General features: G+C 69.7%; 28 protein-coding genes. 22 read left to right on the top strand and 6 right to left on the bottom strand.

Going from position 1 to position 26,370, the window contains the following annotated elements:
- Nucleotides 1-145 precede the first annotated feature (145 nt).
- From JHN45_RS00330 to JHN45_RS00340, 3 genes are all read right to left on the bottom strand, one after another.
- On the bottom strand, nucleotides 146-2,350 hold the full coding sequence (locus JHN45_RS00330; protein WP_201047514.1) for an MMPL family transporter: 2,205 nt from the start codon (nucleotides 2,348-2,350) through the stop codon (nucleotides 146-148).
- Nucleotides 2,351-2,504: 154 nt separating this feature from the next.
- Complete coding sequence (locus JHN45_RS00335; RefSeq protein ID WP_026178736.1) at nucleotides 2,505-3,149, bottom strand: response regulator transcription factor; 645 nt, start codon at nucleotides 3,147-3,149, stop codon at nucleotides 2,505-2,507.
- A 22-nt stretch (nucleotides 3,150-3,171) separates the two neighbouring features.
- Nucleotides 3,172-4,332, bottom strand: a complete 1,161-nt coding sequence (locus tag JHN45_RS00340) for a sensor histidine kinase (RefSeq protein WP_200716357.1) — start codon at nucleotides 4,330-4,332, stop codon at nucleotides 3,172-3,174.
- Nucleotides 4,333-4,534: 202 nt separating this feature from the next.
- Between JHN45_RS00340 and JHN45_RS00345 the strand changes: the two genes are divergently transcribed.
- The 4 genes from JHN45_RS00345 (at nucleotide 4,535) to JHN45_RS00360 (ending at nucleotide 7,165) form a co-directional block, all read left to right on the top strand.
- Nucleotides 4,535-4,717, top strand: a complete 183-nt coding sequence (locus tag JHN45_RS00345) for a hypothetical protein (RefSeq protein ID WP_200716356.1) — start codon at nucleotides 4,535-4,537, stop codon at nucleotides 4,715-4,717.
- A gap of 294 nt (nucleotides 4,718-5,011) precedes the next feature.
- On the top strand, nucleotides 5,012-5,728 hold the full coding sequence (locus JHN45_RS00350; RefSeq protein ID WP_200716355.1) for a response regulator transcription factor: 717 nt from the start codon (nucleotides 5,012-5,014) through the stop codon (nucleotides 5,726-5,728).
- Between the two features lie 127 nt (nucleotides 5,729-5,855).
- The gene (locus JHN45_RS00355; protein ID WP_201047515.1) at nucleotides 5,856-6,599 is read left to right on the top strand and encodes a DUF6082 family protein; all 744 of its coding nucleotides are present in this window, start codon (nucleotides 5,856-5,858) and stop codon (nucleotides 6,597-6,599) included.
- Between the two features lie 260 nt (nucleotides 6,600-6,859).
- On the top strand, nucleotides 6,860-7,165 hold the full coding sequence (locus tag JHN45_RS00360) for a hypothetical protein (protein ID WP_201047606.1): 306 nt from the start codon (nucleotides 6,860-6,862) through the stop codon (nucleotides 7,163-7,165).
- 26 nt (nucleotides 7,166-7,191) lie between these two features.
- On the opposite strand, the gene JHN45_RS00365 is transcribed toward JHN45_RS00360, so the two are convergent.
- The gene (locus JHN45_RS00365; protein ID WP_236583017.1) at nucleotides 7,192-8,091 is read right to left on the bottom strand and encodes a DMT family transporter; all 900 of its coding nucleotides are present in this window, start codon (nucleotides 8,089-8,091) and stop codon (nucleotides 7,192-7,194) included.
- Between the two features lie 68 nt (nucleotides 8,092-8,159).
- Between JHN45_RS00365 and JHN45_RS00370 the strand changes: the two genes are divergently transcribed.
- The 9 genes from JHN45_RS00370 (at nucleotide 8,160) to JHN45_RS00410 (ending at nucleotide 15,992) form a co-directional block, all read left to right on the top strand.
- Nucleotides 8,160-9,014, top strand: a complete 855-nt coding sequence (locus JHN45_RS00370; RefSeq protein WP_201047516.1) for a LysR family transcriptional regulator — start codon at nucleotides 8,160-8,162, stop codon at nucleotides 9,012-9,014.
- Between the two features lie 85 nt (nucleotides 9,015-9,099).
- Entirely contained in the window at nucleotides 9,100-9,750 is a 651-nt protein-coding gene (locus JHN45_RS00375) for a GntR family transcriptional regulator (RefSeq protein WP_200712658.1), read from the top strand.
- A 61-nt stretch (nucleotides 9,751-9,811) separates the two neighbouring features.
- Nucleotides 9,812-10,597, top strand: a complete 786-nt coding sequence (locus JHN45_RS00380) for a PIG-L deacetylase family protein (RefSeq protein ID WP_201047517.1) — start codon at nucleotides 9,812-9,814, stop codon at nucleotides 10,595-10,597.
- Nucleotides 10,598-10,599: 2 nt separating this feature from the next.
- Nucleotides 10,600-11,304, top strand: coding sequence for a 4-carboxy-4-hydroxy-2-oxoadipate aldolase/oxaloacetate decarboxylase (locus JHN45_RS00385; RefSeq protein ID WP_200712660.1), 705 nt, complete (start codon nucleotides 10,600-10,602; stop codon nucleotides 11,302-11,304).
- Complete coding sequence (locus tag JHN45_RS00390) at nucleotides 11,301-12,434, top strand: 4-oxalomesaconate tautomerase (RefSeq protein WP_201047518.1); 1,134 nt, start codon at nucleotides 11,301-11,303, stop codon at nucleotides 12,432-12,434. Before JHN45_RS00385 ends, JHN45_RS00390 begins: the two co-directional genes overlap by 4 nt.
- Nucleotides 12,415-13,365 carry a catechol 2,3-dioxygenase gene (locus JHN45_RS00395; protein ID WP_201047519.1) on the top strand — a complete coding sequence of 317 codons (951 nt, stop codon included), beginning with the start codon at nucleotides 12,415-12,417 and terminating at the stop codon, nucleotides 13,363-13,365. Before JHN45_RS00390 ends, JHN45_RS00395 begins: the two co-directional genes overlap by 20 nt.
- A 125-nt stretch (nucleotides 13,366-13,490) precedes the next feature.
- Nucleotides 13,491-14,828 carry an aromatic acid/H+ symport family MFS transporter gene (locus tag JHN45_RS00400; RefSeq protein WP_200712663.1) on the top strand — a complete coding sequence of 446 codons (1,338 nt, stop codon included), beginning with the start codon at nucleotides 13,491-13,493 and terminating at the stop codon, nucleotides 14,826-14,828.
- 167 nt (nucleotides 14,829-14,995) lie between these two features.
- Nucleotides 14,996-15,565 (top strand): hypothetical protein, encoded by a 570-nt coding sequence (locus JHN45_RS00405; RefSeq protein ID WP_200712664.1) that lies wholly within the window; start codon nucleotides 14,996-14,998, stop codon nucleotides 15,563-15,565.
- A gap of 49 nt (nucleotides 15,566-15,614) precedes the next feature.
- The gene (locus JHN45_RS00410) at nucleotides 15,615-15,992 is read left to right on the top strand and encodes a hypothetical protein (protein ID WP_307783011.1); all 378 of its coding nucleotides are present in this window, start codon (nucleotides 15,615-15,617) and stop codon (nucleotides 15,990-15,992) included.
- Nucleotides 15,993-15,999: 7 nt separating this feature from the next.
- On the opposite strand, the gene JHN45_RS00415 is transcribed toward JHN45_RS00410, so the two are convergent.
- Together JHN45_RS00415 and JHN45_RS00420 are read right to left on the bottom strand one after the other, a co-directional pair.
- Nucleotides 16,000-16,829 (bottom strand): IS5 family transposase gene (locus JHN45_RS00415; protein WP_374195583.1). Its coding sequence is split into 2 segments (ribosomal slippage): nucleotides 16,000-16,500 and nucleotides 16,503-16,829, totalling 828 coding nucleotides; the frame shifts between segments, so codons are not numbered across the junction.
- A 67-nt stretch (nucleotides 16,830-16,896) separates the two neighbouring features.
- Nucleotides 16,897-17,310 (bottom strand): cupin domain-containing protein, encoded by a 414-nt coding sequence (locus tag JHN45_RS00420; protein WP_200712665.1) that lies wholly within the window; start codon nucleotides 17,308-17,310, stop codon nucleotides 16,897-16,899.
- A 233-nt stretch (nucleotides 17,311-17,543) separates the two neighbouring features.
- Between JHN45_RS00420 and JHN45_RS00425 the strand changes: the two genes are divergently transcribed.
- The 9 genes from JHN45_RS00425 to JHN45_RS00465 all read left to right on the top strand — a co-directional run bounded on the left by JHN45_RS00425 (nucleotide 17,544) and on the right by JHN45_RS00465 (nucleotide 26,354).
- Nucleotides 17,544-18,116, top strand: coding sequence for a carboxymuconolactone decarboxylase family protein (locus tag JHN45_RS00425; RefSeq protein WP_201047601.1), 573 nt, complete (start codon nucleotides 17,544-17,546; stop codon nucleotides 18,114-18,116).
- Nucleotides 18,113-19,615: a sugar ABC transporter ATP-binding protein gene (locus JHN45_RS00430; protein WP_201047521.1), complete on the top strand. Its 1,503-nt coding sequence runs from the start codon at nucleotides 18,113-18,115 to the stop codon at nucleotides 19,613-19,615. The genes JHN45_RS00425 and JHN45_RS00430 overlap by 4 nt, the downstream gene beginning before the upstream one ends.
- A complete protein-coding gene (locus JHN45_RS00435; protein ID WP_201047522.1) occupies nucleotides 19,612-20,625 on the top strand; it encodes an ABC transporter permease in 1,014 nt (337 codons plus the stop codon). Before JHN45_RS00430 ends, JHN45_RS00435 begins: the two co-directional genes overlap by 4 nt.
- 38 nt (nucleotides 20,626-20,663) lie before the next feature.
- A complete protein-coding gene (locus tag JHN45_RS00440; protein WP_201047523.1) occupies nucleotides 20,664-21,614 on the top strand; it encodes a sugar ABC transporter substrate-binding protein in 951 nt (316 codons plus the stop codon).
- A 179-nt stretch (nucleotides 21,615-21,793) separates the two neighbouring features.
- A complete protein-coding gene (locus JHN45_RS00445) occupies nucleotides 21,794-22,705 on the top strand; it encodes a LysR family transcriptional regulator (protein ID WP_200712669.1) in 912 nt (303 codons plus the stop codon).
- A gap of 98 nt (nucleotides 22,706-22,803) precedes the next feature.
- A complete protein-coding gene (locus JHN45_RS00450) occupies nucleotides 22,804-23,721 on the top strand; it encodes a VOC family protein (protein WP_201047524.1) in 918 nt (305 codons plus the stop codon).
- Between the two features lie 39 nt (nucleotides 23,722-23,760).
- Nucleotides 23,761-25,209, top strand: coding sequence for an NAD-dependent succinate-semialdehyde dehydrogenase (locus JHN45_RS00455; RefSeq protein WP_201047525.1), 1,449 nt, complete (start codon nucleotides 23,761-23,763; stop codon nucleotides 25,207-25,209).
- 6 nt (nucleotides 25,210-25,215) lie between these two features.
- Complete coding sequence (locus JHN45_RS00460; protein WP_200712672.1) at nucleotides 25,216-25,986, top strand: fumarylacetoacetate hydrolase family protein; 771 nt, start codon at nucleotides 25,216-25,218, stop codon at nucleotides 25,984-25,986.
- Complete coding sequence (locus JHN45_RS00465; RefSeq protein ID WP_200712673.1) at nucleotides 25,983-26,354, top strand: VOC family protein; 372 nt, start codon at nucleotides 25,983-25,985, stop codon at nucleotides 26,352-26,354. Before JHN45_RS00460 ends, JHN45_RS00465 begins: the two co-directional genes overlap by 4 nt.
- Nucleotides 26,355-26,370 lie beyond the last annotated feature (16 nt).

Genomic DNA, 26,370 nt, shown 5'->3' on the forward strand with positions numbered 1-26,370 from the left:
CGGTGTCTCCGGTGGGTCTCCTGTGACCATGGTCGGCGATGCCCCGTCCTGACCTGGGGCCGGGTCCCGCCGGTGGGGTCCGGGGACAGGCGGCGGGGCCGCCCGCGTCGTGCTCTGCGGGCGGCCCTTCGCGGGAGGGGCGGGGTCAGGCACGGGTGATCGGCACCGGTTCGGGCACGGCGGGGGCCGCGGGTTCCCTGCGGGTGAGCGCCTCGCCCTCGACGTCGATGTTCGGCAGCAGCCGGTCCAGCCACCCCGGCAGCCACCAGGCGGCCCGGCCCAGCAGCGCCAGTACGGCGGGCACGATCGCCATCCGGACGACGAAGGCGTCGAGCAGTACGGCCGCCGCGAGCCCGAAGCCGATCATCTTGATCATCGACTCACCGGCCCCGATGAAGCCCGAGAACACCGCCATCATGATCAGCGCGGCGGCCACGACCACCCGGGCGCTGTAGCGGAACCCGGTCGCGATCGCCTGCGCCGGCCGGTCCCCGTGGACGTAGGCCTCCCGCATGCGGGCGACGAGGAACACCTCGTAGTCCATGGCGAGTCCGAAGACGATGCCCACCAGGAAGATCGGCATCATGCTCATGATCGGGCCGGTCTGTTCCACGCCCAACAGGCTTGCGCCGTGGCCCCATTGGAAGACCGCGACGACCGAGCCGAGCGAGGCGAGCACCGACAGGAGAAAGCCGAGGGCCGCCTTCAGGGGGACCAGGATCGAGCGGAAGACCAGGAGCAGCAGGACGACGGCCAGGCCGACGACCACCGCGAGATAGGGGATCAGCGCGTTCTGCACCTTCTGGGCCACATCGATGTTGACCGCGGTCGTGCCCGTGACCAGGAACGTCGTCCCGGTCGCGGACTCGATCGCCGGGCGTTCGGCGCGGATGGTGTGGACGAGGTCCTTGGTCTTCTCGTCGCTGGGTCCGGTCGACGGGACGGCCGAGAAGACGGCGGTGTCGCCCGCCGGGTTGAAGCGAGCCGGGGAGACGGAGACCACGCCCTTCGTCGCCGCGATCCGCTTCGAGATCGTCGACACGGCGGCCTTCGTGCCGCCCGCCGACTTCGCGTCGACCACGACGGTCAACGGCCCGTTGAAACCGGGCCCGAAGCCCTTGGCGAGGTCGTCGTAGGCACGGCGTTCGGTGGTGGCCGTGGACTTCACCTCGTCGCCGGGCATGCCCAGTTGGAGGTCCGCCACCGGGAGCGCGAGCGCCCCGAGACCCACCACGCCGAGCAGCAGGACGGTGACCGGACGGCGCAGCACGAACCGTGCCCAGCGGCTGCCGCCGTTGTTCTCGCCGTTCTCCTCGAGGCACCCCTTCTTGCGGGCGGAGCGGGACAGCACGGCGTTCGGCCAGAACCCGAGCAGTGCCGGGACCAGCGTCAGCGCGATGAGGACGGAGACGACGACGGCACCGGCGGCGGCCAGTCCCATCTTGGTGAGCGTCGGGATACCGACCACCGACAAACCGGCCAGTGCGATGACAACGGTCAGTCCGGCGAACACAACTGCCGAACCCGCCGTGCCGGCCGCGAGTCCGGCCGCTTCGCGAGGCGCGTGACCCTTGGCGCGCTCCTCGCGGTAGCGGGAGACGACGAACATGGCGTAGTCGATGCCGACCGCGAGACCCAGCATGGTGGCCAACGTGCCTGTCGTGGAGGACAGGTTGAGGGCCTTGGACAGGGCCAGGATCGAGGACATGGCGATGCCCACGCCGACGATCGCGGTCAGCAGCGGCAGTCCGGCCGCCGCGAGTGAACCGAAGGTGATCAGGAGCACCAGGGCGGCGATCGCGATGCCGATCGCCTCGGCGCTGCCGCCCGCCGAGGGCTGGGTCGCGAGCGCGGTGCCGCCGACCTCGACGGTCAGGCCGGAGGTGCGGGCCGTGTCGATTGCCTTCTGGAGATGGGACTTCGCGGTGTCGGTGAGGTCGTGCGCCTTCACCTTGAAGGTGACGGTCGCGTACGCGGTCGTCGCGTCCTCGCTCACCGCCTTCGCGGTGAACGGGTCGACGGCGCTTGCGACTTGGGAGCCGTCGGCCGCCTCGGTCACCAGCTTCTCGACGACCGCCTTGTTCGCGGTCGCGGTGATCTTCCCGCCGTGCGGGGCCACGAACACGATCCGTGCGTTCGCGCCGTCCGCGACCGAACCCGGGAAGCGCTGCCCCAGCAGGTCGAAGGCCTTCTGGGACTCGATCCCCGGCATGGACGACCCCTCGTCGGGGGCCTCGGGAGCCCTGACGGCGGCGAAGCCGACGGCGGCCAGCACGGCCACCCAGAGCAGGGTGACCAACCAGCGCCGCCGGAAAGCGAGTTGGCCCAGTCGATGGAGAAAAGTAGCCACGGGACGGAGTGCTCCACATCTGCTCTCGGGGACCGTCCCAGACTCGCGGCCGGACCCCCGTCCCGTCGTCGTGCGGCTGCCGACACTCGCGGCTACTGAGAACGCAGTACGCGCCGCCGGCCGTGTCATACCCGGGTACGAGCGGCGGCGCGTGTCACACGTTCTGCAGATACGCCAGCACGGCCAGTACCCGGCGGTGCCCGCTGTCGCTCGGCGGCAGGCTCAGCTTCAGGAACACATTGCCGATGTGCTTGCTGACCGCGCGCTCCGTGACGACCAGGGTCTTGGCGATCGTCGTGTTGTCGTGACCCTCCGCCATCAGCTTCAGCACCTCGCGCTCACGCGGGGTCAGCGAGTCCAGCGGTGAATTACGGCGCCGGGTCAGCAACTCGGTCACCACTTCGGGGTCGAGCGCCGTACCGCCGGCCGCGACCCGGTCCAGCGCGTCGAGGAACTCGTCCACGCGGCCGATCCGGTCCTTGAGCAGATAGCCCACCCCGCTCGCCCCGACGCCCAACAGCTCGGCGGCGTACGACTCTTCCACGTACTGCGAGAGCACCAGCACCGGCAGCCCAGGGATCTTCTCCCGTGCCTCCAGCGCGGCCCGCAGCCCCTCGTCGCGGAAGCCGGGCGGCATCCGCACGTCCAACACGGCCACGTCCGGCCGGTGTTGGAGCAGCGCGGGCAGCACCTCGGGCCCGCTGCCCGCGACGGCCACGACCTCGTGCCCGGCCGACGTCAGCAGGAGGACCAGGCCCTCTCTCAGCAGGGCGTTGTCCTCGGCGATCACGACTCTCATGACAGTCCCGCCTCAACTACGCTCACCAGACGCACGGCAGCTCCACTTCGATCACGGTAGGTCCCCCCACGGGGCTGGTCACAGTCACACTGCCGTCGAGCGCGGCGACCCGGCGCTGCATGCCGAGCAGCCCCGATCCGCCCGCCTCGTCGGCGCCGCCCCTGCCCTCGTCGCGCACCTGGACGCGCAGTCCGGTGCGGGCGCGGGCGAGATGGACCTCGGCGCGGTCGGCGCCGCTGTACTTGGCCGCGTTGGTCAGCGACTCGGCGATCACGAAGTACGCCGCCGCCTCCACCGCCGCCGGGGCACGCGGCCCGTCGTGGCCGTCGGTCAGCCCGTCCACGATCACACTCACCCCGAGCGCGCTGCTGGCGGCGAGCGCGCGCACCGCGCCGACCAGGCCGCGGTCGGTGAGGATCGGCGGATGGATCGCGCGGACGACGTGCCGCAGATCCGTCAGCGCCTCCTCGGCCAGCGTCTGCGCCTCGTCGAGCATCCGGCGGGCCGCCGTCGGGTCCTGGTCGTAGGCCCGCTTGGCGAGCCCGATCCGCATCGACAGCGACACCAGCCGGGCCTGCGTGCCGTCGTGCAGGTCGCGCTCGATCCGGCGCAGTTCGGCCCCGTGCGCGGCGATCGCGCCCGCCCGGGTCTGCACCAACTCCTCGACCCGTACCGCCAGTTGGGCCTTCGGTGAGGGCTTCAGCAGGGCGGTCGACCACTCGGCGTCCAGGTCCGCGAGCCGGCTGATCAACGGCAGGACGACGGCCTCGCGGCGCAGCAGCCCGCACCACACGCCGTCGACGACAAGACCCAGCGGCCACAACGGCAGCATCAGCACGGGCAGGGCGCCGTAGGCGTAGTAGGCGACCATCCAGCGGAAGTCGGTCAGCGTGCTCGGATCACGGACCGCCGTGCGCAGCCGCTCGCGGACCGTGCCGTTCAGCGGTTGGTACGCCTCGGGGATCTTCCGCCCGGTCCAGGCACCCGCCTGCTGCCGCTTGGCCCCGGCGATCCGCCGTATCAGCAGCACGGTCTCGGGCAGCATGAACGCGCCGACCACCGAGGCCGTGAGGATCGCGGTGATCAGGAGCACGGTGATGAAGATGTACGACCCGAAGGCCATCGCGGCGGAGATGACCAGGTGGAGTGTCGCCCGGCCCGCCTGCCGCAGGGTTGCGCGCATGGAGATCAGGTTAGGCGCAGGGGGCCGCCGGTGCGGGCGCGGACCGCGCGGCAGTGGTGCAGCCCACTCCACCACGGGATCGGGAGACCGTTCCACCGAGGGTCCGGGAGATCGCTCCCTCGTGTCGTCGGGCGGACGACGGAATCGTTGAAGCACCACGTCAGCCAAGATCCAAGTCTGCTCGATCCGGAGGAAACCATTCATGAAGCCGCTGCTCGCGTCGAGACCCGTGCTGTGGTTCCTGTTCCTGTTCAATCTGGTCGTCGCCGTCGCCGCGCCCTTCGTGGCCGACGGGCCACAGGCCGTCCTGACCGCCGTCGGCATGGGGGCGGTCTCGCTCGGGGCGGGCGTCAGCCTGTTCCGGACCCGCCGGAAAACGGTCTGACGCCCCCGCGCGAGGCAATGTGTCCACGGACCCGGCGCCGATCTGGGGGAGTGGCCGACGACCGGGTCCGGGACAGCGCCGACCCCCGTCCCCACGGGTTCGGCGCGGGGGCCGCCTTCCGCTCAAGGCGGCCCCGGCTCTGGTGAGCGAGGGCTCAGTTGTGTGCTCCTGCTTTCCGCTGCCCGGCCGCACGGTCGGGCTTCCTTGAGTTAGGCAAGCATATGTGACTTACTTGAGTCAAGCAATCGAATGGATATTGCTTGAGTCAGGCAAGCAGGACGGTAGGCTGAGCGCATGTCCACGTACGGCAGCATCAGTGAGACACGATCACTCGCCCGCGGTGGCGGGCAACACCTGCTCGTCGCCGTGGGCGAGCCGGACAACGCCGAACTCCTCTCCACCACGCTGGAGTTGGCCGGCTACCGGATCGGGACGGCCGGCAGCGGCACCGAGGTGGTGTCACGGCTGGCGGAGCAACGGTTCGAACTCGTCGTCATCGACGCGGAGTTGCCGGAGATGGACGCCCTTGAGCAGGGCGGCCGACTCGTCACGCACCGCCCGCCCGTCCTGCTGCTCACCGCCTGGGACGCCCTGGACAAGCTGCTGCCCGAACTGGGCGCGGGGGAGCGGGACTACGTCACCAAGCCGTTCCGGATCGCCGAAGTGCTCGCCCGTATCCAGGTGTTGCTGCGTACCAGGGGTGGCGGCCGGGACGGCGCGCTGCACTACGCCGACCTGGTCCTGGACGACACCACCTGCCAGGCGCGGCGCGGCCGGCGCACGCTCGATCTCACACCGGCGGAGTACCGGCTGCTGCGCCACCTCCTCGTCAACGCGCACAAGGTGCTGTCCAAGGAACAGATCAGCCGGTACGTCTGGGGCGACTTCCGCGGCGACAACGCGATGGAGCAGCTGATCTCCCGCCTTCGGCGCAAGGTCGACCAGGAGGGGGCGGCGCTGATCCACACCCGCCGGGGCTTCGGCTACTGGCTCGGGAGGGCGGCGGGGTAGGGGTTGTCGAGGTCGTGCAGGTGGGCGCTGTCGAGCCGGTCGGCCCCAAGTAGGCTGCCCCAGGCTCGGCTTGATCACCGGTGCAGGTTCGCCTGGGGGGATTGACCTGATGGTTCGTCATGGGTCCATGGCTGCGGGGGCGGCGCGTCGCGCGGGCAGAATTCTGGGACTGGTCGCTGCCGCGGCACTCGCGCTGACGGTCGTGCTCCTGTCGCCCTTCGCGCTGGAGGAGTTCTCCGACTCCAAGGGCGTGGACTGGAACAGGCTCAGCCAGGTCGGCGCCGCGTACGGCTTCACCTCGGCGATCGTCTCGGCGCTGGCGCTGGCCGGAGTCGCCGTCTCCCTGGGTGTCCAGAACCGGCAGGCCAGGGCGGACCAGGTCCAGGGGATCCGCAGCTACTACCTCGAACTGGTCCGCCTGGAACTCGACGACATGGCGCTGTACCAGCCCGTCTGGGGCGACACGGACTTCGTCGATCCGCATGAGCGCAAGCGGCACGTCTATGCCGACCTCATGATGAATTACGCCTGGATGGGCTTCGAGATCGGGACCATCCGCGAGAGCCTGCTGCGGGACATGCTCGCGGGGATGTTCACCGGCGAGGCCGGGCGGCGCTACTGGATCCGGGCCCACACCTCGTGGATCGCCGGCTCGTCGGGAAGCCGTACCGGTCGCCGCTTCCTGGCGATCGTCGGCGAGGAGCACGCACGGGCGGCGGCCTCCGGACCTCCGACCCGCTCGCCCATTCCCTCCCGTCCACCTGCCGTGCCCGTCGTGAGGGCGTCGCCGGCGTGGCGGGCATCGGCCGGCGCCCTGGCCGGGCTGGGTGCGGGACTGGCGCTCGGGTCGCTGCTGCGGAGTCGGCGGTAGGAGATTTTGCACAGCAAATATGGACAGTCCGTGCGGTGGGCTGCGGGGTGGGGCCACGGTGACGTGACGCCACCCTTTTCGCGTTGCTGCCGCGGGTTGCCGTCGTCATGCCTCCGTCCGTCAACTCACGGTTAATTCCACCGAGTTCACCCTCTCTGGCATCCCTGTCCGGTGCATGGCAACATCACTGATGGGTGATCTGGATCACGTCAGGCCGATGTCAGGCAACTGACCGGACGCCGTCAGTCCGCTCTGTTTGCATGTGCTCATCGAGGCCTCGTTCGCACCACCCCGGCGTCCCGCCCCACGCGGAGCCCCCCACCACCGAGGAGAGACATGGCCGACACCCTGACCGGCACCGCACCCGACACGGCAACCGCAGCCCCCGAGTACCCGATGCAGCGGGACGCGCGCTGCCCGCTCGCCCCGCCGCCGGCCGTGCACGGGGCGAGATCGCCGACGCGGTCGCCTTCCTCACCGGCCCGCAGGCCCACTTCATCACCGGAACCGATCTGCTCGTCGACGGCGGGCAGGCCGCGTGGGTCCGCCGGCACATGCGCCACTGACGGCGGAAGGGCGGGCCTCGGTCGGTTCAGTCCCGTGACGTGAGAATGCTCAGCGCGTTCGCCGCCACGATGGCTCCGATGCCCGCCCACTCCGCCCAGTCCAGCCGCTGACCGAGGCCGATCCACCCGACCACGGCGGCGAGCACCGGGTTGACGCTCATGAACAGCCCGAAGGCCGGAGCCGGCACCCGGCGAAGCGTGAACAGATCCGCCAGATACGGCACCGTCGACGACAACACCCCGGCCGCCACCGCACACCCGGCCGCCATGAGCGTCGGCGGATGCCGGACGGCGACGACGATCCCGACCGGCAGGAACATCAGCGCGGACACCCCGGCCGCGGCTGCCGAACCCTGCGCCCCGGGGATGCGGCTGCCGACGGTCCGGTTGAGCAGGATGTACGAGGCCCAGCACGCGGCGGCGAGCAGCCCGAGCCCCATGCCCAGATAGTCGGCCGAGGGGCGGGGCCGCATCAGCGTCACCACGCCCGCCGCCGCGATCAGTGCCCAGCAGACGTCCACGCGCCGTCTGGTCGCGGCCAGCGCTATGGACAGCGGTCCCAGGAATTCCAGCGTTACCGCCAGCCCCAGACCGACCCGGTCGATCGCGGTGTACAGGGACAGGTTTATCGTCCCGAACACCACCGCCAGCAGCAGGACCGGCCACCACTGCCGCCAGGTGAACTCCCGCAGTCGCGGCCTGCCCACGGCGATGAGCACGGCGGCGGCGACGTACTGGCGTACCGCGACGACCCCCACCGGCCCGATGACGGGGAAGGCGAGGGAGCCGAGCGCGGCACCGGTCTGGTTGGACAGCCCGCTGCCGGCCATGGTGGCCAGCCCGGCGAGGCCCACCCGGGAAGACGGCCGCGGGGTGCCGTGTGACGTGCCGGTCAACGGAGTTGTCGCTGCGGAGGCTCCAGGCATACTCCGATCGTGCGCCTCGCTCGTACTTGCGCAAAATGCAACAGCCGGACGATCTATACGCTGGAGTCATGGATCTGGAGCTGAGGCAGTTGCGATGTCTCGTCGCGATCGTCGACGAGGGCACCTTCACCGACGCCGCCCACGCGCTCGGCGTCTCCCAGGCCGCCGTCTCCCGCACCGTCGCCTCCCTCGAACAGGCCCTGGGTGTAAGGCTGTTGAGGCGCACCTCCCGTTCGGTGACCCCGACGAGCACCGGACTGCGGGTGGTCGCGCACGCCCGGCGGGTCCTCGCCGAGGTCGACGACCTGGTCCTGGACGCCACCTCGGGCCACGCCCATCTGCGCGTCGGCTACGCCTGGTCGGCGCTCGGCCGCCACACGCTCCCCTTCCAGCGCCGCTGGAGCCGGGCGCACCCGGAGACCGACCTGCACCTGATCCGCGTCAACTCGGCCACCTCGGGACTCGGGGAGGGCGCCTGCGACCTGGCCGTGGTCCGCAGACCGCTCGACGACCGGCGGTTCGAGTCGGCCATCGTCGGTCTGGAGCGACGGCTGTGCGCCATGGCCTCCGACGACCCCCTCGCGCGCCGCCGCTCGGTCCGGCTGGCCGACTTGGCCGGACGCACCCTCCTCGTCGACCGCCGTACCGGCACCACCACCGCCGACCTGTGGCCGCCCGACTCACGCCCGGTCACCGAGGACATCCACGACGTGGACGACTGGCTCACCGTGATCGCCACCGGCCGCAGCGTCGGCATGACCGCGGAATCGACCGCGAACCAGTACCCGCGTCCCGGAGTCGTCTACCGCCCGGTGCGCGACGGCGAGCCCATCGCCGTACGCCTCGCCTGGTGGAAGGACGACCCGCACCCCGCCACCCAGGCCGTGCTGGAACTGCTCACGGCGCTCTACCGCGAGCCGTAACGCCTGCAATACGGCGGACAAAATTGTTGACAATCTTGTTTGGCTAGATTTAGGTTCGACAGGCACTCACTCAGGGAGGGCAACGATGCCGAAAGAAGCCCGTCCGAGCACCGGGGAGCAGGCCAAGCAGCATGCGCTCACGCAGCTGCGGCAGGCGATCCTGCACGGCGACATGGCACCGGCACAGCGGCTGGTGGAGAACGAGCTCGCCGAGCAACTCGATGTGACGCGGGCCAGCATCCGCGCGGCGTTGATCGATCTGGCGGCCGAAGGACTGGTCGAGCGGATCCGCAACCGGGGCTCCCGGGTGCGGGTGGTGACCGTGGACGAAGCGGTCGCCATCACGGAGTGCCGCATGGTCCTGGAGGGACTGTGCGCGGCCAAGGCGGCCGTCGCGGCCAGCGACGAGCAGCTGACCGAACTGGCGGACCTGGGCCGGGCCATGACCAAGGCCGTGGCCGACGGCGAGCCGGTGACGTACTCCGAGCTCAACCACGAACTGCACGACAAGGTCCGGGAGTTCTCCGGCCAGCAGACGGCGTTGGCCCTGCTGGAGCGGCTCAACGCCCAACTGGTGCGTCACCGCTTCCAGTTGGCGCTGCGGCCGGGGCGTCCGCAGCAGTCCCTGAACGAGCATCTGGCCATGATCGAGGCGATCACGGCCAGGGACCCGCAGGCGGCCGAGGCGGCCGTCCGCGCCCATCTCGCCAGTGTGATCGAGGCGTTGCGCGACTGAGGCGCGGCGGCTCGGCACGCCTGGGGCGGGCGCACACCTGTCCACCAAGGAGATTGACGCAATGACGCACGGCAACGCGCCCGCCTCCCCCACGCTCGACGACGCTCGCGCGGGGGGACCCCCATCTCGATCGACACTCGTCGTCACGGCGCACGCCGGGGACTTCGTGTGGCGGGCGGGCGGAGCCATCGCCCTGGCCGCCGCCCGTGGCGAGAAGGTCACCATCGCCTGTCTGACCTTCGGCGAGCGCGGCGAGTCCGCCAAAGCCTGGCGCGAGGGCAGGCAGCTGGACGAGATCAAGGCGATACGGAGGGACGAGGCCGAGCGAGCCGCGGCCACCCTCGGCGCCGAGGTCCGTTTCTACGACGCCGGCGACTACCCCCTGGTCGCCACCGCCGAGTTGACCGACCAGCTCGTCGCCGTCTACCGCGAGACACAGCCGGACGTCGTCCTCACCCACCCCACCGAGGACCCGTACAACGGCGACCACCCGGCCGCCAACCGGATGGCGCTGGAGGCCCGCGTCCTCGCGCAGGCCATCGGTTACCCCGGTGAGGGCGAGATCATCGGCGCCCCGCCGGTCTTCTACTTCGAGCCGCACCAGCCCGAGATGAGCGGCTTCAAGCCCGAAGTCCTCCTCGACATCACCGAGGTGTGGGACACCAAGCGCAAGGCGATGGAGTGCCTCGGCGCCCAGCAGCACCTGTGGGACTACTACACGGACCTGGCCGTTCGCCGGGGCGTCCAGCTCAAGCGCAACGCCGGCCCGAACCTGGGCCTGGCCCACAAGACGATGGCCGAGGCGTACATGCGCCCGTACCCGCAGATCGCGAAGGAGCTGGCATAACCATGGGCGGCGTCATTGTCACCAACCCGCCGAAGGCGGTCGCGAAGGACGTCGAGGCGCTGGCCGCCTTCGGCGTGGCCACCGTCAGCGAGGCCATGGGCCGCACCGGCCTGCTGGGTCCGTCAATCCGCCCTGTGCAGCAGGGAGTTCGGGTCGCCGGCACCGCCGTCACCGTGCTCAGCTGGCCCGGCGACAACCTCATGATCCACGCGGCCGTGGAGCAGTGCGGCGAGGGCGACATCCTCGTCGTCACCACCACCTCCCCGTGCACGGACGGCCTGTTCGGCGAGTTGTTCGCCACCGCGCTCCAGCAGCGCGGGGTGCGCGGAGTCGTCCTCAACACCGGCATCCGCGACACCCAGGAACTGCGCGACATGGGCTTCGCCGCCTGGTCCCGCGCCGTCTCCTCGCAAGGCACCGTCAAGGCCACCGGCGGTTCGGTCAACGTGCCCATCGCCATCGACGGCCAGGTCGTCCGCCCCGGTGACGTGATCGTCGCCGACGACGACGGCGTGGTGGTCGTACCGCGCGAGAAGGCCCGCGAGACCGCCGAGAAGTCGGAGGCCCGCGAGGCCAAGGAGGCGGCCACCCGTGCCGCCTTCCTTGAGGGTCAACTCGGCCTGGACCGCTACGGGTTGCGCGACACCCTCAAGCAACTCGGCGTCGAGTACCGGTCGTACGGGGAGTACACCGGAGCCGGGTCGTGACCGGGCCCGCGGAGGTGCGCTGCATGCTGATGCGCGGCGGCACCTCCAAGGGCGCCTACTTCCTGGCCGAGGACCTCCCCGCCGACCCCGCCGAACGCGACGACCTGCTGCTGCGCGTCATGGGCAGCCCCGACCCGCGCCAGATCGACGGCCTGGGCGGCGCCCACCCGCTCACCAGCAAGGTCGGAGTCGTCTCCGTCTCGGCCGACCCCGAGGCCGACGTCGACTACCTGTTCCTGCAAGTCGCCGTGGACCGCGCCGAGGTGACGGATCGTCAGAACTGCGGGAACATCCTCGCCGGAATAGGCCCGTTCGCCGTGGAGCGGGGGCTCGTGGCCCCCGGTGACGACGAGACGTCCGTCCGCATCCGCATGCTCAACACCGGGGAACTCGCGATCGCCAGCTTCCCCACACCGGGCGGCCGGGTCGACTACACGGGCATCGCCGAGATCTCCGGCGTACCCGGCACCGCGGCCCCCGTGGTCATCGAATTCCCGCAGGGCACAAGCCCGTTGCTGCCGACGGGCCGGATCCGGGACGTCATCGCCGGCACCGAGGTGACATGCGTCGACAACGGCATGCCGGTCGTCCTGATCCCGGCCACCGCGCTGGACGTCACCGGCTACGAGAGCCCCGAGGAGCTGGAGGAGAGCCTCACGCTCGCCGACCGCCTCCGGGAGATCCGCCTGGAGGCCGGCAAGCTGATGGGCCTCGGTGACGTCGAGAACACCACGGTGCCCAAGCTCAGCCTGCTGGCTCCGCCCCGGGACGGCGGAGCGGTGACGACCCGCACCTTCATCCCCGTCCGCTGCCACACCTCGATCGGCGTCCTCGGCGCCGCGAGCGTGGCGGCGGGGCTGCTCCTGCCCGGCGCGGTGGGGGAGGGCATCGCGGACGTCACGCGACAAAGTGACCGAATTCGCATCGAGCATCCCAGCGGATTCCTAGACATCGAAACTAGCGTGGCCCCCGCATCCGGCGAGTCCGCTCCCGTGGTCCGCAGAACCGCCGTGGTGCGCACCGCCCGCAAGATCTTCGACGGCACCGTCTTCCCCCGGCCCGCCGACACCACCCCCACACCCGCACCCGTACGACCCCTTGGAGGCAACGATGGCTCCGCCGCTCGGTGACATCGCCCATATCGGCCACGCCCAGCTCTTCACCCCGGACCTGGACGCCAGCGTCGCCTTCTTCACCGACTACCTCGGGCTGACCGTCAACGGGCAGCACGGCGACACCGTCTACCTGCGCACTTACGACGACTACGAGCACCACAGCCTGGTCCTCACCGCCCGAGAACAGCCCGGTCTCGGCCGCCTCGCCCTGCGCACCTCCAGTGAGGAGGCCCTTCAGCGCCGTATCAAGGCGATCGAGGACGCGGGCGGCACCGGCAGGTGGGTCGAGGACGAGCCAGGGCTCGGCAAGCTGTACGTCACCACCGACCCGGACGGTCACGAGCACGCCCTCTACTGGGAGAGCGAGCACTACCGGGCCCCCGACGAGTTGAAACCGGCCCTGAAGAACCAGCCGCAGGCCAAGCCCAACCGGGGCGTGGGAGTTCGGCGGCTGGATCACATCAACTTCCTTGCCGCGGACGTGCTGTCGAGTGCCGAGTTCCAGCAACACGTGCTGGGTGCGCGGCCGACGGAGCAGATCCAGCTCAACAGCGGGCGGATCGCGGCGCGTTGGCTGACGTACACCAACAAGTCGTACGACGTCGTCTACACCGAGGACTGGACCGGCTCGACCGGGCGGCTGCATCACATCGCCTTCGCCACCGACACCCGTGAGGACATCCTGCGCGCGGCCGATCTCGCCATCGACACAGGCGTGTTCATCGAGACGGGACCGCACAAGCACGCCATCCAGCAGACGTTCTTCCTCTACGTCTACGAACCCGGCGGCAACCGCATCGAGTTGTGCAACCCGCTCACTCGACTCGTCCTGGCGCCCGACTGGCCGCTGATCACCTGGACCGAGGAGGAGCGGAAGAAAGGGCAGGCCTGGGGCCTGAAGACCATCGAGTCCTTCCATACGCACGGGACTCCGCCGGTCGCCTGAGCGACCCGCGAGAGCCGTCGGAGTCACCCTCACGCGATTGTCGATGAGATTGTTGACAAAAACGTTGACTATCCAGGGGGTGACTCCTTAGCGTCTGGCGCACCAAGCACGAGAGGTAACCAACGATGTCTTCCTCCCCCTCCCCGTCCCCCGCTCTGTCCGCCCGCGGCAGCCGACTGGCCCTCCTGGTCATCGGCCTGTGCTGGCTGGCCGTCCTCTTCGACGGCCTCGACATGTTCATCTACGGCTCGGTGCTCCCGCACCTGCTGGAGACGAAGACCTTCGGTCTCACCGCGGACCAGGCCGGCGACCTCGGTAGCTACGCCACGTTCGGCATGCTGGTGGGCGCCCTCACCGCGGGCACGGTCGCGGACCGGATCGGCCGCAAGCAGCTGATGATCGCCTGCGTGACGCTGTTCTCGCTGGCCTCCGGGATCTGCGCGGTCTCCGGCAGCGTCGAGGTCTTCGGCCTCGGCCGCACCCTCGCCGGCGTCGGCCTCGGCGGGCTGCTGCCCACCGCGATCAGCATGGTCTCCGACTACGCCCCGCGCGGCCGGACCGCCCTCACCATCGGCATGCTGATGACCGCCCACCACGCCGGCGGCATCCTCTCCGCCTACGTGGCCAAGTGGCTGGTGGACCCGGTCGGCTGGCGCGCCGCCTTCTGGGTCTGCGTCCTCCCGCTGCTCTTCGTCCCGGTGCTGCTGAAGTTCCTGCCCGAGTCGCTGAGCTTCCTGGTCGCCAAGGGCCGCACCGACGAGGCCACCGCCCTCGCCGAACGCTTCGAGGTCGAACTCCCCGCCGCCACCGGCAAGAAGACCGCGGCCGACCGCTGGGACGCCCTGCGCAACCTCTTCAGCGGCGGCCAGTGGATCCAGACCCTGCTGTACTGGTTCGCCTCCTTCGGCGGCCTGCTCCTCGTCTACGGTGTCGCCACCTGGCTGCCCACCCTGATGCGCGCCGAGGGCTACGCACTCGCCGACGCCCTCACCTTCGTCGTCGTCTTCAACCTCGGCGGCATCGTGGGCATGCTCGCGGCGGGCCGCGCCGCCGACCGCTTCGGCGCCCCGCGCATCTCGTCGATCTGGTTCGCGCTGACCGCCGTGGGCGTCTTCCTGCTCGGCGTCCACATGAACCAGGCCGTCACGATGCTGGTCGTCTTCCTCACCGGCGTCTTCCTCAACAGCGCCCAGACGATGATCTACGCGACGGTCTCCATCCGCTCCACCCCCGACAACCGCGCCACCGCGGTCGGCTGGACCTCCGGCATGGGCCGCTTCGGCGCCGTCTTCGGCCCCTGGCTCGGCGGCCAGCTGCTCGCCTCCGGCAACGGCGACTGGGGCTTCACGTCCTTCGCCATCGCCGGTCTGTCGTCCATGGTGTTCATCGGGATCGCCGCCCTGCGCAGCGCGAAGCAGGCCGCGCAGGCCGACGCCCCGCAGGAACTGGTCGGCACGCACTGACCCTGACGGGCGCACACGGACACGACCGGACGCCGGCCACCGCAGGGGATGCGGGGGCCGGCGTCGGTCTGTACGGCGTGCCCGGTGCCGGTGATCTCCGGGGGCTCGCACGGAGTCAGGTCGGAACCCGCTCGCTCCGGTGGGTGAGCCCCGTCTAGGGTTCCGGGATGAGCAACTCCCTTGCGGCCGCTGTTCTCACGACCGCCGACCTGTCCGAAGCGCTACGCGCCGTGCGTACCTTGCTGGGCAGGGCGGACATCGGCCAGGGGGAGGTCGACTTCGAAGCCGTGATCAGGTCGCCGGATGTTCTGGCGCGCGTACGTCAGGTACTGCCCGACCTCGCATGGTGGGCGTCGGCCGGCAAGGAGCACGGTTCGTCGGAGGCCGGCGACAATCCTGCGGACTGCCTGCCGATCCGAGTGTTCGACTGGGGCCGTCCGTTGGACCGTGCCGAGCCCTTCATCGCCGCTCTGGGGCCGGATCCCGCGGCTGTCCGGTGGGATCTGGACGAGTGGTCCGCGGTTCCCGAAGCGGGACTGGAGGCGATCTCGCAGAAGTACGCGTACCTCACGTTGACCGTGAATTCCCGGGACCTCTACCAGGACGAGCCGTCGCGGGACCACACCGTCCACGTACACGTCCGGAACCGGAACGGCTTCCAGCTCGCCCGCGCCCATTGGCTCGCCGATCAGGTGGGCGGCCGATTCACCGGCAGGGTGGAGCCGGCCTATCTGTGACCCGAGCTAGGCACTGTCTCTTAGATCCGTCCGTGAGATTGTCGTGCTCGTGATCGAGTCCTGGGTGATCAATGACGACAGTTCTGTCCCGGTGTCGTCCGGGGTGGTGCTGGAGGCTCTTCGGTCGAGGATCGACAGGGGACAGCTTGAGACGTGGCTGATCAGCTCGTCCGGACGGTTGCTGGCCTTCACGACGAACACCGAGCGCGCGATGGTGATGCTGCTCGAAGAGGAGGGCGATCCCGGCGAGCATGCCGTGGACCCGGAATCCGAGGGGTCGAGCGACGGGTTTGTCCTGTCCAACGGGCAGCAAGACGAGTATCCGGACCAGGACACCGTGCCTATCGGTGAGGCATTCAGACTCGTGGAGCACATCGTCGGCACGGGCTCGTGGCCCGCGGACGCGCATTGGGTCGTCGATCGCTGACAGCGGTCTATCGCCGGGCCCAGATGAGGATGGCGGCGAGGTGGAGTGCGGCCTGGTAGACGATGGCGAGCTTGTCCGTTCGCATGGCCAGGCCGCGCCATTGCTTGAGCCGGTTGATGCACCGTTCGACCGTGTTGCGCTGCTTGTACGCCTCGGCGTCGAAGGCAGGCGGGCGGCCGCCGACGCGACCTCGCCGCAGACGGTGGCCGATCTGGTCGGAGGGCTGGGGGATGACAGCGCGGATCCCGCGTCGGCGGAGGTGACTTCGGATCGAGCGGGATGAGTACGCACGGTCCGCCAGGACGGTGTCCGGCCGGGTCCTTGGTCGTCCGGGCCGACCTCTCGGAACACGGATGGCAGCCATGACGGCCTCGAAGACCGGAGCATCGCCAGCTTGACCTGCGGTGACGCGGAGAGCCAGCGGCCGTGCATGGCCGTCGCTGGCGAGGTGGACCTTCGTGCTCAAGCCGCCTCGGGACCGTCCGAGCGCGTGATCGTCGGGCTCGGCCCGGCCTGGAGCCCTTTTTTCCTGGCCCCAGCGGAATGCTGGTGAGCCCGGCAGACGGTGGAATCCACCGACACGGTCCAGCCGACATCATCGCTGCCGTCCGCTGCTGACAGGAGTGCGGCGAGGATTCGCTCCCAGGTACCGTCCATGGCCCACCTGATCAGGCGTTTGTGGGCGGTCTGGAACGAGCCGAGCTCGTCTGGCAGGTCCCGCCAGGGAGAGCAGGTGCGGTACTTCCAGGCGATGGCCTCCAAGGTTCGGCGGTGATCGGCCCACCGCCGACCGCGGACCGGATCGGCCGGCATCAGCGGCTCGATCCGGCCCCACATCGCATCAGTGATCACTAATCGGACAGGCACATCCGATCAACTGACGAACCGATCAAGGAGACACGCTCTAGTCGTCCGAGCCCATCTGGTCCTCCGCCGACAGGTGTTCCACCGTCTTGCCCGTCTCCGTGAACGTCCGGGTGACGTACCCCGACGAGTACACCCACAGGATGCGCAGCGGGGTGTCGCCCACGTTCCGGAACAGGTGCGGGATCGGTGAGGGGACGTACGTGGTGTCGTACTGCTCCAGCTTCGTCACCTCGCCGTCGACCACGACCTCCGCCTCGCCCTCCAGGATCGTCACGTGCTCGTCGCAGTTGTGCGAGTGCAACGGCGCCCCGGAGCCGACCGGATACACGCTCATCCCACTGGTGATGAGGTTCTCCCCGCTCGCCGACGGCGTCGTGACGAGAGGCGTCGTGACGACGGCACCGCCCCGGTCGAGCACGGGCACGGACGCGACCTTGATGATCGTGGTCATCCGGAGTTCCTTTCCACTTACACACTTCTGCGTCGAACGACGTTAGGCCTCGCGCGGGGGAATGGGTGCCCTCTGGCGTGCAGCTTTACCTTGCATTTCCAGAGGGGTGAGCTTTCCGGACCCGGCTGTAGCGTCGGCACGCATCGCACGGCCGCACGAACCGTGCACGTAACGCGCCGGAAAGAAAAGGCAGGTATCGGCCCATGAGGCTCCCCGTTCTCACCGAAGAGGAAATGGACCCGCGCCAGCAGGAACTGGCCGCCCGCATCGCCGGCCGGCGCGGTGCCGTCCGCGGCCCCTTCCGGGTCTGGCTGCACAGCCCGGAGATGTGCGAACGGGCGGAATCCCTCGGCGCGTTCGCCCGCTTCGACAGCAGCCTCCCCAAGCACCTCAGCGAACTCACGCTGCTGATGGCCGCCCGTAACTGGGACGCGCAGTACTCCTGGAACGCCCATGTGCACCAGGCGATCGAGGCCGGTATTCCGGAGGCCGCCGTCAAGGCGATCGCGGAGAAGCGCGAGGCGGTCTTCGACAACGAAGTGGACCAGGCCTTCTACCAGTTCTGCCGCGAGATCCTCGACGACCACTTCGTCACCGACGCGACCTTCGCCGCCGCACTGGAGCACTTCGGTTCCAAGGGCCTGGTCGACACGATCGGCGCGCTCGGCAACTTCACCATGCTCGGCATGTGCCTCAACACCTTCCAGGTGGACCTCCAGGCCGACAAGGAACCCCCGTTCCCGGACATCCGAGGCTACGTCCGTGTCGCCCCGGACGGCCCCGACGGCACCGAACCACGCCCGTGACAACCCCGGGGGGAGACGCGGTACTTCGCGTCCGGGGCGTCACCAAGAGCTTCGGCGGAGCCGCCGCGCTGAAGGGCGTGGACCTCGACCTCCACCCGGGCGAGGTCCACGCGCTGATGGGCATGAACGGAGCCGGCAAGTCGACGCTGGTGCAGGTCCTTTCGGGCGTCCACCAGCCCGACGGCGGCACCATCGAGGTCAACGGCCGGGCACAGCACGGACTTACGGTCCGCAAGGCGCGCCGGCTCGGCATCGCCTCGGTGCCGCAGCGCCGCGAGCTGGCGATGGGGCTCACCGTCGCCGAGAACGTCCTGCTGGGCGACCTGCCGACCCGGGCCGGTGCCGTGCGCTGGAAAGCCGTCGGCTCCGAGGCCCGCACGGCACTCGAGGCCCTCGGCATCGACATCGACGTGACCCGCACCGCGGGCTCGCTCACCGTCGCCGAACAGACCATGGTCGAGGTGGCCCGCGAGGTCCGCCGCGGCGGACGCATCCTGATCCTCGACGAACCTACCGCCTGTCTCAGCGCCGAAGCGGCCCACCGGATAAGGGAGTTGGTGCGCACCCTGCGCGACGAGGGCGTGGCCGTCGTCTACATCTCGCACTACATCGACGAGGTGCTGGCCGTCGCCGACCGCGTGACGGTACTGCGGGACGGAGCGGTCGTACGCAGCGCGCCCGCCGCCGAGTTCGACGCCGCCGCACTCGTACGGAGCATGGTGGGAAGGGATGTCGTGTCCCGGCGGTCCCAACGGCCCGCTCCCAAGGACGAGATCGGGCTGACCGTGCGCGGTCTCACCGACGGGCGGGCCGTGCGGGACTTCACCGTCGAGGTGCACAAGGGCGAGATCGTCGCCGTGCTCGGCCCGGCCGGGGACGCGCAGTCACGCCTCTTCGACCTGCTCTCCGGGCGCCGCCGACCCGATACGGGCGACCTCGCGGTGGACGGAACTCCCGTGCCGTTCGGCCGAGTTCAGGCCTCCCTCGCCAGCGGCCTGCGCTGCGTCACCGGCGACCGCCGGGCCCTGGGTCTCGTCCCCGAACTCTCCCTGGACGAGAACCTGATGCTGGCCGGCGACCGCTTCGCCCGCCGCCGCACCCACCGACGTGCCCAACTCGCCCGCCGCGCCGCCCCGTTGCGCCGCAGCTACGGCGTGGTCGCCCTCGCCGGAAACCCGCCGGTGGGCGCACTGTCCGGCGGCAACCAGCAGAAGGTGCTGCTCGCCAAGTGGCTCCAGACCGAGCCGGTCGCCTGCTTCCTGGAGGACCCCACCAACGGGGTCGACATCGCGGCCATGGCCGACATCCACGCCCTCCTCGACGACCTCGCCTCGCGCGGAGTCGCCGTACTGCTCGCCTCCTCCTCCGCCGAGGAGGTCATGCGCCTCGCCGACCGGGTCGTCGTCGTCAGCGCCGGCCGGACGGTCGCCGAGCACGACATCGACGCCATCACCCACGACGAACTCGTCGCCACCGCCCTCGGAGGTCAACCGCAGTGAGCGTCAAGACACTTGCCGACGCCCCCGGCGTCTCCGAACGGCCCGGGAAGGCGCGCCCCAGGCTCTCGCTCGCCGCGCTGCGCGGTGCCCCGCATACCGGTCTGATCGCCGTCCTGATCGTCGTGATCGTGGCCACCTCGCTGCGGACCGACTCGTTCGCCACCGACACGAACGTCATCAACATCCTGCGCCAGGTCAGCGTCGTCGCCGTGATCGCGGCGGGACTCACGCTGCTGATGACGGCGGGCGGCATGGACTTCTCCATGGGCAGCAACGTCGCCGTGACGACCGCGGTCGGGGCGCAGCTGCTGGCGCACGGCCACTCCACGGTGTTCGCGGTCGTCGCCTGTCTGGTGCTGGCCACGCTGATCGGGCTGGTCAACGGGGTGGTCGTGACGTTCACCAACGTCGCCCCCTTCGTCGCGACCCTGGCCACGGCGACCCTCCTGGACGGTGTCGCCCTGCTCGTGCTCGACAGCGTCAGCGTCTCCATCGGCACCAAGATGTTCGCCCTCGGCAACAACAAGATCCTCGGGGTGCCGTACCTGCTGGTCGTGGCGATCCTCGTGCTGGTGGCGACCGCCCTGGTCATGCGGTTCACCGTGTTCGGCCGTGACGCCTTCGCGATCGGCGGCAACGAGCACGTCGCCCACCTCAGCGGCATCAACGTCACCGCCCGCAAGCTCTCCCTCTACGCCCTCACCGGCGCCCTGTCCGGACTGGCCGGCCTGATGCTGCTGTCCCGGCTCAGCGGCAGCAGCCCCGGCACCGGCGGACTCTCCCTCCAGCTCCAGGCCGTCGCCGCGGTCGTCATCGGCGGCACCGCCCTGGCAGGGGGTTACGGCACCGTCGTAGGAACCGCACTTGGGGTGGTGCTCCTCGGTGTGGTCGCCAACGCGCTGAACCTGCTCCAGGTCTCCAGCAACTACCAGTCGGTCTCCGTCGGGGGAGTGCTGCTCGTCGCGGCCATCGCCAACGAGATGCACAAGGCACGTTCCGCACGTCATTGACCGGCGCTCCTCACTTCACTCATGAATGGCGGTTCCCTATGAGAATTTCGGTCCGTTCCCGCAGAACCGTGCTCGCCGCGTTCGCCGGCGGCACCCTCGTACTGAGCGGTTGTGGCAGCAGTGACGACAGCGGGAGTTCCGGCGATGTCACCCTCGGGTTCGTCAACGGCGGTGACACCGAGTTCCACAGCTGTCTCCAGAAAGCGGTCGAGCAGACGGCGAAGACGGAGAACGCCAAGGTCTTCACCGCCAACTCGCACCAGAATTCCACCACCGAGCTGTCCAACATCGAGGACATGACCTCGCGCAGCGTCAGCGCGCTGATAGTGCAGACCGTCAATGTCGACGCGCTCAAGGGCGACATCGCCAAGGCGAAGGCCGCGAACATACCGATCTATCTGACGTCCGTGGCCACCAGCGACGTGAACGACATCCTCGGCGCGGCCGTCGTGGACCTCGGCAAGCTCGGCGCTCTGGACGCCGGCTGGATCGCGCAGGACGCGGGCGGCAAGAGCGTGCAGGTCGGCGTGATCGCGGGGGCGCCCGGCGCGGCCTCCGACCTGATGGTGGGCGGCTTCACGAAGGCGCTGCCGAGCACCGCGAAGGTGGTCACGAACCAGCCGGGCATGTTCAATCCGGTGAAGGCACAGGACGTGGCCGAGAACATGATCCAGGCACACCCCGACCTGCAGTACGCGTTCGTCGCCTCGGAGGACATGGCGCTGGCCGCCCGCAAGGCGTTCGACGCGGCCGGCAAGAAGGACGTGAAGATCGTGACCGCCAACGGCACCGACGAGGGCCTGGCCGCCGTCAAGGACGGACGGCTCTCCGCCACCGTCGCGAACTCGGCCACGTCGATCGGGCAGACCGCGGTCGAGAACGCCGTCGGCCTCCTGGCCAAGAAGAAGGTTGACAAGATTGCCAACATTCCTCTTTTGTTGGTCACCAAGGACAACCTGAACAAGGCACCCCAGTACTGCCCCGAGTAGCACAGCCGCGTGGGCAGCGATGCCTGTCCCCGCACTGTCCCGAGCCGCCCGTCCGGCACACCGCTGGAATGTCCTGATAGAGCCGCTATAAGGACATTCCGGATCCTGCCGGACCCCAACGCACGACCGGCACCGCCGCCGGGGCCCACCCCTGGCACACGTGGGCCTCCGGAGGAATCATGGACCGACTGCTCCTCATGCACAGCTTCGTCACCGTCGCCCAGGCCGGCAGTTTCAGCGGCGCCGCCAAGAAGCTGGGCTCGTCGGGCTCACTCGTGTCGCGCCACGTGGCCGAGCTGGAGCGACAGGTGGGCGTCCGCCTCGTCAACCGCACCGCCCGCTCGGTGAGCCTCACCGAACCCGGGCTCCGGTACGCCGAGTTCGCGGCCCGCATCCTCGACGAGATCGAGGCCGAGGACGCCGTCATCTCGCACCTCCACGACCGCGCCGAGGGCACCCTGAGCATCATCTGTCCGAAGTGGATAGGCAGCCTGGACCTGGGCGACGCGATCGCCGCGTTCTCCGCCGCCCACCCCAAGATCCACGTCCGCTTCGAACTGGGCGGCATGTCGGACCGCACGTACGACTTCCTGGACAGCGGCTTCGACGTGGCCTTCCACACGAGGGATCTACGGGACTCCAGCGTCCGCCTGAAGAAGATCGCCTCCCTGCCCTTCGTGCTCTGCGCCTCCGAGAAGTACCTGGAGCGCGGCGGGCCGCTCACCGAGCCCAACGGCCTCGCCCACCACGAGTGCCTCGTCCACGTCAACGACCCGGTCTGGCGCATCGGCCACGGACACACCAGCACCCTGCACAAGATCCGCAACGTGGCGTTCTCCTCCAACTCCTACCTCGCGCTCCAGAAGGCCGCCGTCCACGGCCGCGGCATCGCCCTGCTCCCGCAGCGCCCCGCCTACGACGACCTCCTCTCCGGCGCCCTCAAGGTCCTGCTGCCCGAACTCGCCGTACCCGACCGCCCGCTCTTCGCGATCTACGGCCCCGGCCAGGCCACCCCGCGCAAGGTCAGCGTCTTCCTGGACTTCCTCGCCGAATGGTTCTCGCAGAACCCCATTCCGGCCATCCGCGCGTAGCTGCAAGAAACGATTGCGAATTCGGGCGAGCTCGGACCATTGAGGCCTTCACGCCCTGAAATCTAGGCTCGCCGGGCGACCCGCGAAACGAGGCATCCATGGGAATCCAGAGAATCGAATCGGTCACCTACGGCATCGACGACGTAGACGAATGTGTCCGTTTCTTCGGCGACTTCGGGCTGTTCCTGCTGGAGCGCACCGAGGAGCACGCGGTGTTCGAGACGCTCGCCGGGCAGACCCTCCACCTGGACACCGTGCCCGGCCCCCTGCTGCCGCCGCCGGTGGAGGCCGGGCCGACGATCCGCGAGGTCGTCTGGGGCGTCGACACTCCCGAGGAACTGGCCCGGCTGGTCGCCGCCGCCGGCCGTGACCGCAAGGTCCACGAGCGCGCCGACGGGGTCTTCCACACCGTGGACGAGAGCGGCTTCGGCGTCGGACTCACCCTCGCCCGCCCGAAGATCACGGACGTCGACCCCCGCCCCGCCAACGCGACGGGCAGCGTCGACCGCTGGAACACCGCGCTGGAACCGCTCACCCGGGCCTTCCCGCTGCGCATGTGCCATGTCGCGCTGAACATCGTCAAGGAGGGCCGCGAGGAGGCCGTCGCGTTCTACACCGAGCGGCTCGGCTTCCGGCCCACCGACATCGTCGAACCGATGGGCGTCTTCATGCAGGCACCGGGCGACGACGACCAGCACACCATGCTGCTGTGCCACCGCCCCGACCGCGCCGGCGTCAACCACATCGCCTACGAGGTCCCAGGCTTCGACGACGTCATCGAGGGCGGCAACCACATGATCGAGCGTGGCTGGCGGGAGGCCCGCAAACTCGGCCGCCACACGGTCGGCTCGAACGTCTTCCGGTTCGTCCACGCCCCCTGCGGCGGCCGCGTCGAGTACGCGGCCGACATGGACCGCGTCGACGACACCTACGAGACCCGCGTCCACGAGACCACCCCGCCGCACCACATCTGGGCACTGCGCTCCAACCGCGACCAGGACGCCCCCGCCACCTGACTCTCCTCCCGCCTTTCCAGCCTGAGAGGGCACCCACTCATGACCTCCGACCACGGCTACCCCGCCGTCCGCATGTACATCGCGGGCGAGTGGTGCCAGGGCGGCACCGGACGGACCGCCCCGATCGTGAACCCGGCCACCGAGAAGGTGATCGGCGACGTACCCCTCGCCACCACCGCCGACCTCGACCGCGCCCTCGACGCGGCCACCGAGGGCTTCCGCACCTGGCGCGCCACCCCGATCGCCAGGCGCTCCGCGATCCTGCACGCCGCCGCCGACCTCATCACCGAACGCGCCCCGGAGATCGGCCGGATCATGGCCCAGGAGCAGGGCAAGCCGCTGCGCGAGGGCACCACCGAGGCCCTGCGCACCGCCGACACCCTGCGCTGGCACATCGAGGACGCCCGCCGGGCCTACGGCCGGATCATCCCGTCCGCACCCGGCACCGTCCTCACCGTCCGCCGCGAACCCGTCGGCCCCGTGGCCGCGTTCGTGCCGTGGAACTTCCCCGTCGGCGGCCCCAACCGCAAGCTCTCCTCCGCCCTGTCCGCAGGCTGCTCGATCGTCATCAAGGCGTCCGAGGAGACCCCGGGTACGGCCGCCGCCCTGGTCGCCTGCTACGCCGACGCCGGACTCCCGGCCGGTGTCCTCAACCTCGTCTTCGGTGAACCGGCCGAGGTCTCCGCCCACTTGATCCCCTCGCCGCAGATCCGCCTGGTCGCCTTCACCGGCTCGGTCCCCGTCGGCAAGCTCCTCGCGGCCCAGGCGGGCGAGGTCATGAAGCCGACGCTGATGGAGCTCGGCGGCCACGCCCCGGTCATCGTCTGCGCCGACGCCGACCCGGTGAAGTCCGCCCGCAAGGCAGCCCAGGCGAAGTTCTTCAACGCCGGCCAGGTGTGCACTTCGCCGAGCCGCTTCTTCGTCCACGAGAGCATCGTCGAGGCGTTCACCGCCGAGTTCGTGAAGGCCGCCCAATCGATCACCGTAGGAGACGGCCTCGACGCGGACATCACCATGGGCCCGCTTGCCAACGAGCGCCGACTGCAGGCCATGGAGGACTTGGTCGCCGATGCCGTCTCTCGTGGTGCCAAGGTGCTCACCGGAGGCCAACGCCTCGCGCGCGACGGCTACTTCTACGCCCCGACCGTCCTCACCGACGTACCGGCCGACGCGAAGCTGATGCACGAGGAGCCCTTCGGCCCGCTCGCGCCGATCGTCCCGTTCACCGATCTCGACGAGACCCTGGCGCTCGCCAACGCCCTGCCGTACGGCCTCGCCGCTTACGGGTTCACCGAGTCGGCCGCCACCGCCGAGAAGCTCTCGGACGCGCTGGAGGCCGGCATCCTCTCCATCAACCACTGCGGCGGCTCGGTCGCCGAGGCCCCCTCCGGCGGTGTCAAGGAGAGCGGCTACGGCAGGGAGGGCGGCCCCGAGGCCCTCGACGCCTACCTGATCACCAAGCGCGTCTCCCACCTGCTGGCGGGCTGAACCGCCATGAGGTACACGCGTGTTGCGGTCGGCGGCCGGGCGGTCTGGGGCCGCGTGGGGGAGGAGGGCATCGAACTGCTGTCCGAGTCCCCTCTGGAAGGCGATCCGTCCGTCATCGGCTCGGTGCCGGTCGCCGACGCCCAGTGGCTGCCCGTCGTCGTTCCGCCCGTGTTCTACGCCGTCGGCATGAACTACCCGCGCCACATCGCGCACGCCGGCGCCGAGACCCCGGACCGTCCCGAGGTCGGCTACCGGGCCAACAACGCGCTCACCGGCCACCGTTCGCCCATCGTCAAGCCGTCCGAGGTCGAGGGCCGCTTCGAGGCCGAGCCCGAACTCGTCGCCGTCATCGGCCGCACGCTCCGGCATGCGACCTACGACGAGGCCAGGAAGTCGGTCTTCGGCTGGACCATCGGCAACGACGTCAGCGCCCGCACCTGGCAGCACCAGGACCGCTCCTTCTGGCGCAGCAAGAACAGCGACACCTTCAAGCCGATGGGCCCGTGGATGGAGACCGACGTCGACGCCCTCGCGCAGACCACGACTCTCCGTGTGAACGGGGAGGTTCGCGCCTCGTTCGCCACCGGCGACATGGTCTTCGACCCGTTCGACCACATCGTCGAGCTCACCAAGCACATCACCATGCACCCGGGGGACGTGCTGTGGATGGGCGCCGAGTCCACCTGCCAACTCGAACCCGGGGACACCGTGGACATCGAGATCAGCGGCATCGGCGTCCTGTCCAACCCCGTACACAGTGAAGGGAATCCGTCATGAGCAGCGCACCCCGCTACATCCACCACGTCAACTTCCCCACCACCGACCCCGACCGGACCGCCGAGTGGTACACGAAGGTCTTCGGGATGAAGCGGATCATGCCCAAGTCCAACACCCGTGTGGTGCTGATGACCCGGGGCAACTTCGACCTCCACTTCACCCCCGTCGAGGAGATGGAGCGCATGGCGCCCTATCACTTCGCCGTCGAGGTCGACGACTGGGACGAGTTCCTCGCCCACATCACGGACCTGGGCATCCGGCACACCCGGCCGATCGAACGGCCCGAGAACCAGTCGAAGTTCTGCTACATCCACGACCCCGACCACACCATGATCGAGCTCGTCTTCCACGGCCGTCGCCCCAACTGACCCCGCGCGTACAGGA

The organism is Streptomyces sp. MBT53, assembly GCF_016654115.1.
Lineage (GTDB): Bacteria > Actinomycetota > Actinomycetes > Streptomycetales > Streptomycetaceae > Streptomyces.

Coding starts and splice junctions, on each gene's coding strand:
- JHN45_RS00335 (WP_026178736.1), bottom strand. CDS start 3,149: ATGAGAGTCGTGATCGCCGAGGACAACGCCCTGCTGAGAGAGGGCCTG.
- JHN45_RS00340 (WP_200716357.1), bottom strand. CDS start 4,332: ATGCGCGCAACCCTGCGGCAGGCGGGCCGGGCGACACTCCACCTGGTC.
- JHN45_RS00345 (WP_200716356.1), top strand. CDS start 4,535: ATGAAGCCGCTGCTCGCGTCGAGACCCGTGCTGTGGTTCCTGTTCCTG.
- JHN45_RS00350 (WP_200716355.1), top strand. CDS start 5,012: ATGTCCACGTACGGCAGCATCAGTGAGACACGATCACTCGCCCGCGGT.
- JHN45_RS00355 (WP_201047515.1), top strand. CDS start 5,856: ATGGCTGCGGGGGCGGCGCGTCGCGCGGGCAGAATTCTGGGACTGGTC.
- JHN45_RS00360 (WP_201047606.1), top strand. CDS start 6,860: ATGTGCTCATCGAGGCCTCGTTCGCACCACCCCGGCGTCCCGCCCCAC.
- JHN45_RS00365 (WP_236583017.1), bottom strand. CDS start 8,091: ATGCCTGGAGCCTCCGCAGCGACAACTCCGTTGACCGGCACGTCACAC.
- JHN45_RS00370 (WP_201047516.1), top strand. CDS start 8,160: ATGGATCTGGAGCTGAGGCAGTTGCGATGTCTCGTCGCGATCGTCGAC.
- JHN45_RS00375 (WP_200712658.1), top strand. CDS start 9,100: ATGCCGAAAGAAGCCCGTCCGAGCACCGGGGAGCAGGCCAAGCAGCAT.
- JHN45_RS00380 (WP_201047517.1), top strand. CDS start 9,812: ATGACGCACGGCAACGCGCCCGCCTCCCCCACGCTCGACGACGCTCGC.
- JHN45_RS00385 (WP_200712660.1), top strand. CDS start 10,600: ATGGGCGGCGTCATTGTCACCAACCCGCCGAAGGCGGTCGCGAAGGAC.
- JHN45_RS00395 (WP_201047519.1), top strand. CDS start 12,415: ATGGCTCCGCCGCTCGGTGACATCGCCCATATCGGCCACGCCCAGCTC.
- JHN45_RS00400 (WP_200712663.1), top strand. CDS start 13,491: ATGTCTTCCTCCCCCTCCCCGTCCCCCGCTCTGTCCGCCCGCGGCAGC.
- JHN45_RS00405 (WP_200712664.1), top strand. CDS start 14,996: ATGAGCAACTCCCTTGCGGCCGCTGTTCTCACGACCGCCGACCTGTCC.
- JHN45_RS00420 (WP_200712665.1), bottom strand. CDS start 17,310: ATGACCACGATCATCAAGGTCGCGTCCGTGCCCGTGCTCGACCGGGGC.
- JHN45_RS00425 (WP_201047601.1), top strand. CDS start 17,544: ATGGACCCGCGCCAGCAGGAACTGGCCGCCCGCATCGCCGGCCGGCGC.
- JHN45_RS00440 (WP_201047523.1), top strand. CDS start 20,664: ATGAGAATTTCGGTCCGTTCCCGCAGAACCGTGCTCGCCGCGTTCGCC.
- JHN45_RS00445 (WP_200712669.1), top strand. CDS start 21,794: ATGGACCGACTGCTCCTCATGCACAGCTTCGTCACCGTCGCCCAGGCC.
- JHN45_RS00450 (WP_201047524.1), top strand. CDS start 22,804: ATGGGAATCCAGAGAATCGAATCGGTCACCTACGGCATCGACGACGTA.
- JHN45_RS00455 (WP_201047525.1), top strand. CDS start 23,761: ATGACCTCCGACCACGGCTACCCCGCCGTCCGCATGTACATCGCGGGC.
- JHN45_RS00460 (WP_200712672.1), top strand. CDS start 25,216: ATGAGGTACACGCGTGTTGCGGTCGGCGGCCGGGCGGTCTGGGGCCGC.
- JHN45_RS00465 (WP_200712673.1), top strand. CDS start 25,983: ATGAGCAGCGCACCCCGCTACATCCACCACGTCAACTTCCCCACCACC.